At 69.9% G+C, this 6,731-nt stretch carries 8 protein-coding genes and 1 riboswitch; of the genes, 4 read left to right on the top strand and 4 right to left on the bottom strand.

Annotation, left to right across the window (positions count from 1 at the left end):
• From CCR87_RS07165 to CCR87_RS07150, 4 genes are all read right to left on the bottom strand, one after another.
• Positions 1-725 (bottom strand): amidohydrolase family protein (locus CCR87_RS07165; RefSeq protein WP_338048890.1); only part of this gene is annotated, 725 nt, incomplete at its 3' end.
• 2 nt (positions 726-727) lie between these two features.
• A complete protein-coding gene (locus tag CCR87_RS07160; protein WP_201156870.1) occupies positions 728-1,669 on the bottom strand; it encodes an ABC transporter permease in 942 nt (313 codons plus the stop codon).
• A gap of 9 nt (positions 1,670-1,678) precedes the next feature.
• Positions 1,679-2,650 carry an ABC transporter permease gene (locus tag CCR87_RS07155; RefSeq protein ID WP_201156869.1) on the bottom strand — a complete coding sequence of 324 codons (972 nt, stop codon included), beginning with the start codon at positions 2,648-2,650 and terminating at the stop codon, positions 1,679-1,681.
• Between the two features lie 61 nt (positions 2,651-2,711).
• Positions 2,712-4,277 carry an ABC transporter substrate-binding protein gene (locus CCR87_RS07150; RefSeq protein WP_201156868.1) on the bottom strand — a complete coding sequence of 522 codons (1,566 nt, stop codon included), beginning with the start codon at positions 4,275-4,277 and terminating at the stop codon, positions 2,712-2,714.
• Positions 4,278-4,585: 308 nt separating this feature from the next.
• Positions 4,586-4,802, top strand: a riboswitch (cobalamin riboswitch).
• A 101-nt stretch (positions 4,803-4,903) separates the two neighbouring features.
• On the opposite strand from CCR87_RS07150, the gene CCR87_RS07145 reads away from it, so the two are divergent.
• The 4 genes from CCR87_RS07145 to CCR87_RS07130 all read left to right on the top strand — a co-directional run.
• Positions 4,904-5,059 (top strand): hypothetical protein, encoded by a 156-nt coding sequence (locus CCR87_RS07145; RefSeq protein WP_207186586.1) that lies wholly within the window; start codon positions 4,904-4,906, stop codon positions 5,057-5,059.
• A complete protein-coding gene (locus CCR87_RS07140; RefSeq protein ID WP_242511903.1) occupies positions 5,059-5,778 on the top strand; it encodes a hypothetical protein in 720 nt (239 codons plus the stop codon). The genes CCR87_RS07145 and CCR87_RS07140 overlap by 1 nt, the downstream gene beginning before the upstream one ends.
• Positions 5,762-6,358, top strand: coding sequence for a carboxypeptidase-like regulatory domain-containing protein (locus CCR87_RS07135; protein WP_242511902.1), 597 nt, complete (start codon positions 5,762-5,764; stop codon positions 6,356-6,358). The genes CCR87_RS07140 and CCR87_RS07135 overlap by 17 nt, the downstream gene beginning before the upstream one ends.
• Positions 6,345-6,731, top strand: a 387-nt coding sequence (locus CCR87_RS07130; RefSeq protein WP_201156865.1) for an energy-coupling factor ABC transporter permease, incomplete at its 3' end; no start/stop codon positions are given. The genes CCR87_RS07135 and CCR87_RS07130, both read left to right, overlap by 14 nt.

Genomic DNA, 6,731 nt, shown 5'->3' with positions numbered 1-6,731 from the left:
CTGGTGCGCCCCGCCATCCCCAGCGCGCGCGTGCGCTCCAGGATCAGCTCCAGCGAAAACGCGCCCATCTCTCCGGGTTCATGGAGGTGGATGTCGACGGGCTTGCCGAACCGCTCGGCCATGGCAAAGATCGCGTCGAGGTGCCCCTTGGGGTCGCGGTCCATCGAACAGGGATCGAGGCCGCCGACCACATCCGCCCCCGCCGCCAGCGCATCCTCCATCAGCGCGACCGTGCCGGGGCGCACCAGCAGGCCGGATTGGGGAAAGGCCACGATCTCGATCTCCACCTGATCGGCCAGCGCGGCGCGGGTCTGCGCCAGCCCCTCGAACAGGGACAGGCCGTGGTCGGTGTCGATGTCCACATGGCTGCGGATCAGCGACGTGCCCGCCCCCACCAGCCGCAGCGCGTGGCGCATCGACTGGCGGTGCACATCGAGGCCGAGGGGGACGCGCGACACCCGCTCGTTGTCGATCAGGTCCTGAAGCTCGCCGCCGCCGCGGGCGGGGTACCAGTCCATGCCCCACAACGTCTTGTCGAGATGCGTGTGCGCCTCCACCAGGCCCGGCAGGGCGATGGCGCCGCCGCCGTCCGCGTGCGGGGCGCCCGCCTCCGGGCCCGGCCCGTCGAGGCCCGCGCCGATGGCCGCGATGCGGCCGCCCTCGATGCGGATGTCGGCGGGGGTGCCGCAGGCCAGACGGATGTTGCGCAACAGAAGATCGGACATGGTCACCTCAGCTTGGGATTAAGGGCATCGCGCAACCAGTCGCCCACCAGATTGACCGCGATCACCAGCAGCGACAGTTGCAGCACCGGGAACAGCACGATCCACCACATGCCGGAGAACAGGTACTGGTTGCCCAGCCGGATCAGGGTGCCCAGGGACGGCCGGCTGGGCGGCATGCCGACGCCGAGGAACGACAGCGTCGCCTCCAGCAGGATCGCCATGCCGAAGCTCAGCGTCGCGGCCACCAGGATCGGCGTCAGCGTGTTGGGCAGGATGTGATGCGCAAGGATGCGCCGGGCCGGCACCTTGAGCAGGCGCGCGGCCTGGACGTATTCCTTGCGCCGCTCCACCGCCGTCTGGGCGCGCACGATGCGGGCGTATTGCACCCAGTTCGACAGGGTGATCGCCGCCACCAGCACCGCCCCCGCCGTGACATCGCGCCAGCCCGACGGGATCACCTGCATCGCCAGGCTGGAGACCAGAATCGCCACCAGGATCGCCGGGATCGACAGCAGCACATCGCCGAACCGCATCAGCAGGTTGTCGACGATGCCGCCCATCCACCCCGCCACCAGCCCGATCGTCAGCCCGATGGCCAGCGACAGAAGCACCGCAAAGAACCCGATCAGGATGGAGCTGCGCGAGCCGTACAGCACCGCCGACAGGATGTCGCGCCCCTGCACGTCGGTGCCCAGGATGTAGGGCCACTCCCCGCCCTCGACCCACACCGGCGGCAGTTCGGAAAACCACAGGTCCAGCGCGCGCGGATCGTGCACGTCCTGCGGCGCGATCACCGGCGCCAGCAACGCCGAGACGATCAGCACCGCCAGCAGCACCGCCCCCACCACCGCGCCGCGATGGGACAGGAACGACCGCCACAGGTCGCTGTTGCGCAGGCGCGCCAGCGCGCCGGTCCGGGGGGTGGGATCGGTCGGGGCGGACATGGCGCTTCCTCAGGCGGTGGCGTCGCGCAGGCGCGGGTCGATCACCGCATAGACGATGTCGACCAGCGTGTTCAGCGCAACGAAAATGAAGGACACAAGGCACAGATACGCGGCCATCACCGGAATGTCGGCAAACGTCACCGCCTGGATGAACAGAAGGCCCATGCCCGGCCACTGGAACACCGTCTCGGTCACCAGCGCAAAGGCGATCAGCGTGCCCACGTTCATCGCCGTCATCGTCACCACCGGCATCAGGCAGTTGCGCAGCGCGTGGCGGAAATGGATCACCCGGCGCGGCACGCCGCGGGCGCGGGCGAACTTGACGAAGTCCGAGCGCAGCACCTCCAGCATCTCGGCGCGCACGAGGCGCATCACCAGCGTGATTTCATAGGACGCGAGCGCAATCGCCGGCAGCACGATGGCGCGGCGGCCGGACTCGGTCAGAAGGCCCGTGGACCACCAGCCGATCTGCACCGTCTCGCCGCGCCCGAACGCCGGCAGCCAGCCCAGGGTCACGGAAAACACCAGGATCAGCAGGATCGCGATCACGAAACTGGGCAGGGAGACACCCAGGATGGAGCCGAACTGCAACGCCTCGGAAAACCATCGGCCGCGGTGGATCGCGGTGATGACACCCAGCGGCACGCCGATGGCCAGCGACAGGATCGACGCCGCCAGCACCAGCTCCAGCGTGGCCGGAAAGCGTTCCGCGATCAGCGTCATCACGTCCTGCTGGTTGCGATAGGAGATGCCGAAATCCCCCTGCACCGCATTGGTGACAAAGCGGATGTACTGCACCGCGAACGGCTGATCGAGGCCCAGGCGCGTGCGCAACTCGTCCCGGTCGGCCTGGGTGGCCTGTTCGTTGACCATCAGGTTCACCGGATCGCCGATGAAGCGGAAGATCAGAAAGGCGATGAACGCCACGACCAGCATGACCATGGCGGCATTGGCCAGGCGCTTGACGACGAACACGAGCATGGGCGGCCCCCCGGATGTGCAGGAACCCCGGCCCCCCAGGACGGGCGGCCGGGGGAACGGGTCACTCGGCGATGCGGGTCTTCCAGTGGCGCGCCTTGTTGTCGCCCAGCTGGAGCACCTCCGAGACGCGGTCGGTCGCGGCCCAGGCCATCGGCTGCTGGTGCAGCGGCATCAGGATGGCGTTGTCACGCACGAACTCCAGCGCCTCGGACTGCAACCCGATGCGGGTGTCGAAGTCCAGCTCGGTCGAGGCCGCGTCGATCAGCGCGTCCAGCTCGGGGTACGACCAGCTGCCCCAGTTGAACACGCCGCGCGTGCCCTCCAGCGAATGCATCACCTGCGTCAGGATGGAGAAGCTGTCGAGCATCGGCAGGTTGGCCCAGCCCAGAATGAACACGTCGGTCTGTCGGTTCGACGACTTCTGCGACTGGATCGCGCTGGGACCGATGTCCAGGCTCGCGTCGAAGCCCGCGCGGTTCAGCATCGGGATGACGGCGTTGCAGATCTCTTCCTCGTTGACATAGTCGTTGTAGGCGCAGGTGATCGAGAACGAGAACCCCTCGGCCCCGGCCTCCTGCAGCAGCGACCGCGCCAGTTCGGGATCATGCGCGGGCGGCACGTCCAGATCCTCGCGCCAGCCGGGGATTTCCGGCGCCACGATGGAGCCCGACACCCGCGACATGCCGCGCATGATGCGCCGGTGGATCAGCTCCAGGTCCAGCGCATGGCCGAACGCCTGGCGCACCCGGATATCGGTGAAGGCGTTGGGCCGGCCGTCGTGCAGCGTCTCGTTCTGGTTGAAGCCGAAGAACACGGTGCGCAGGTCCGATGTCACCAGCGGGGTGACGTTGGGCGCCGCCTCCAGCCGCGCGAGGTCCTGCACCGGGGCGTCCTCGGTGAAGTCGATCTCGCCCGACAGCAGGGCTGCGACACGGGTCGCGGCCGAGGTGATGGGCGTGAACTCGATCCGGGTGATGTTGTGCTGCGCGTCGTCCCACCAGCCGTCGAACACCTCCAGCACGGTGCGGCTTTCGGGCACGCGCTCCAGCGCGCGGAAGGGGCCGGTGCCGTTGGCGTTGAAGGTGGCGTAGCTTTCGGTCCCCGCGCCGAAGTCGGTCGGCAGCTCGGCGTTGTTGTCGACCAGCCACTGCGCGTTGAAGATGTGGATGTTCGTCAGGTCATTGAGCAGCAGCGGGTACGGCCCCGTCAGGGTGATGTCGATGGTGTGGTCGTCCACCACCTCGGCCGAGGCATAGGCCGGCAGGTTGCCCCGCAACGGCGAGGTCGGATGCGTCACCCGCGTCAGCGAGGCCAGCACGTCATCGGCGGTGAACGGCGCGCCGTTGTGGAACGTCACGCCCTCGCGCAGGGTGAAGCGCCAGGTGCGCTCGTCCAGGATCTCCCAGCCGGTGGCCAGCGCGGGTTCGATCTGGAGGTTCTCGTCATAGCGCACCAGCCCCTCGTAGACATGGTTGAGGAACGCCAGCGTGTAGCTGGAGCCGAACGAGTACGGGTCCATCGAGTTGATGTCGCGCCCGCCCCCCCAGCGCAGCGTTTCGGCCGAGAGGCCCGACACGAGGCCCACGGCGCAGGCGCCGGCCATCAGGGTGGTTCTCAATACGCTCATCGGCGGCTTCCTTCTGTTGGGCAGGTGCACTGGCTGCGTTGGCCCGGATGCGATCGTCGGCTGTGATACCCGGATACGATCCCCGGGTGCGATCCCCGGACAAGATCAGGGTCGGGCCTGCTCCGGCCCGTGGCTCCGAGGCTCGGGCAGTTGCCGCCAGTTTGTCAATAGTTTTGTAGACAATCCTGCCGCCAGATCGGTTCAGACCGGAAATGCCCGCTTTGCGTGCGGTTTGTTGCCCTTGATGCCACCGATTCCGGCACCCCGCGATCGCCCCCGACCCCGCTTGCGCCGGGGGGGCGGCGCGGCTATCGTCGCCGCCGGATGGTGCCCGGTGAAAGCCGGGAGAATAGGGAAACCGGTGCGGACCCGGCGCAAGCCAGGGACCAAATCCGGTGCTGCCCCCGCAACTGTGAGCGGAGAGTGCCCTCCCACGCCACTGGACCGGTCCTTCGGGACCGCCCGGGAAGGTGGAGGGTGCCGCGACCCGCGAGCCAGGAGACCTGCCATCCACCGTGCAGACCGCCAGACCGGACGGGGCGTCCGGAGGAAGGATCATCATGTTGCGACGCACTCCGTCCGCGTGTGACGGCCCCTGTCCTTTGGAAGCGATCCCCCCGGAGCGGATGGCCAACCGCATGGCCGACCGCGTGGCCAACCGCATGGCCCGGCCATCCCGGCCGTCGCCGCCGAACACGCTGCCGCGCACACTGCCACGCGCGGTGGCGGCTGTGGTGGCGGCGGTGGCGATGGCCCGTTTCCAGACCGAAAGGACACCATGATGATCCGTCTCACCCTTGCCGCATCGCTCCTCGGGGCGGGCGCGATGGCCGCACAGGCCGACACGCTGACTCTGTTCGCCACCGGCGAGGACCAGGCCACCGTGGGCTTTCACGCGCCCGAGCTGACGCGCGACGGCTGGCAGCTCGACTTCAGCCGGGTGATCGTGACCTTCGACGCGATCACCGCCTGGCGCACCGACCCGCCGTTCCAGGCCGACAGCCCCGCCATCGACGGCGCGGGCGTGGCCTTTGACGGCCCCGTCACCGTCGATCTGGTCGATGCCGATGCCGACGGCCGTGTCGCGCTGGCCACCCGTCCGGCCGCGCCCGGCCACTACAACGCCCTGTCCTGGGCGCTGGTCCCCGCGCCCGAGGGTCCGTTCGCCGGCTACTCGATGGTGTTCGAGGGCACCGCCACCCGCGACGGCACGCAGGTCACCTTTACCCTCGCCACCCGCGACGCCGTGGCGCATGCCTGCGGCGAGTATCTGGGCGATGTGCGCAAGGGCTTCGTGACCGCCGACACCGGCGGCACGCTGGAGATCACGCTGCACCTCGACCATGTCTTCGGGCGTGCCGACCGCCCGGCCGACGACCCGATGAACCGCCAGGCGGTGGGCTTCGACGCCTTCGCCGACGGCGGGATGCACGAGTTCTCGATGGACGGGCTGCATGTGGGTCACGTCGGCGAGGGGCACTGCCATGACACGCCCCTCTGAACGCCGCGCCGCCCGGGACAAGGGTCGGGGCGCGGCTATGGGCGCGGCCCGGGACAAGGGTCGGGGCGCGACTCTGGCCACGGCTCGGGGCACTTGTCGGGGCGCGCTGATCCTCGCCGGGCTGGTGGCGGCCGCGCCGCTGCCCGCGCTGGCGCACGCCGCCCTGCTGGAGGCCGAGGTCGCCACCGCCGTCCGCCTGCTGGCGCGCTATGACACCGGCGCGCCGATGCAGGGCGCGCAGGTCATCATCTATGCCCCCGACACCCCCGCCGAGGCCTGGGACCGCGGCACCACCGACGCCGAGGGGCGCTTCGTGTTCGTCCCCGACCCCGCCCTCCCCGGACGCTGGAGCATCCAGGTCCGCCAGGCCGGCCACGGCGCGCTGACCCATGTGCAGATCGGCGCAGGCGCGCCCGGAGCCGGACCCGAAACCGCGCCCGTCCCTGCCGCCGTGATCGAGCGCCCCGCCACCACCGCGGGGCCGATGCAGCGCGCGGTGATGGTGGCGCTGGTGGCCTGGGGGGCGCTGGGAACGGCGCTGTATTTCCGGCGCAGGGGGCATGGCGATGCATCTGCCTGACGGGTTGGTGCCGGTGGGCATGGCGGTGGCGGGCCATGCGGGCTGCGCCGCGCTTCTGGCGCTCAGCCTCGGCCGCATCGCGCGGCTGCCCGATCCCGGCGCGGCGATGCCGCGCGCGGCGATGCTGACGGCGGTGTTCTTTGCGCTGGCCTCGGTGGCGGTGCCGGTGCCGCCGACGACGGTGCATCCGATGCTGGCGGGGCTGATGGGGGTGCTGCTGGGCTGGTTCGCGGTGCCCGCGATCCTGGTGGGGCTGTTCCTCCAGGCGGTGCTGTTCGGCCATGGCGGGCTGACGACGCTGGGGCTGAACGGGCTGATCCTGGCGCCGCCCGCGCTGATCGCGTGGGGGGTGTGGCGCGGGCGGCGCCAGGAT

It is taken from the genome of Rhodobaculum claviforme, assembly GCF_016653255.1.
Lineage (GTDB): Bacteria > Pseudomonadota > Alphaproteobacteria > Rhodobacterales > Rhodobacteraceae > Rhodobaculum > Rhodobaculum claviforme.
This window is presented reverse-complemented; position numbering and strand designations above follow the sequence as displayed.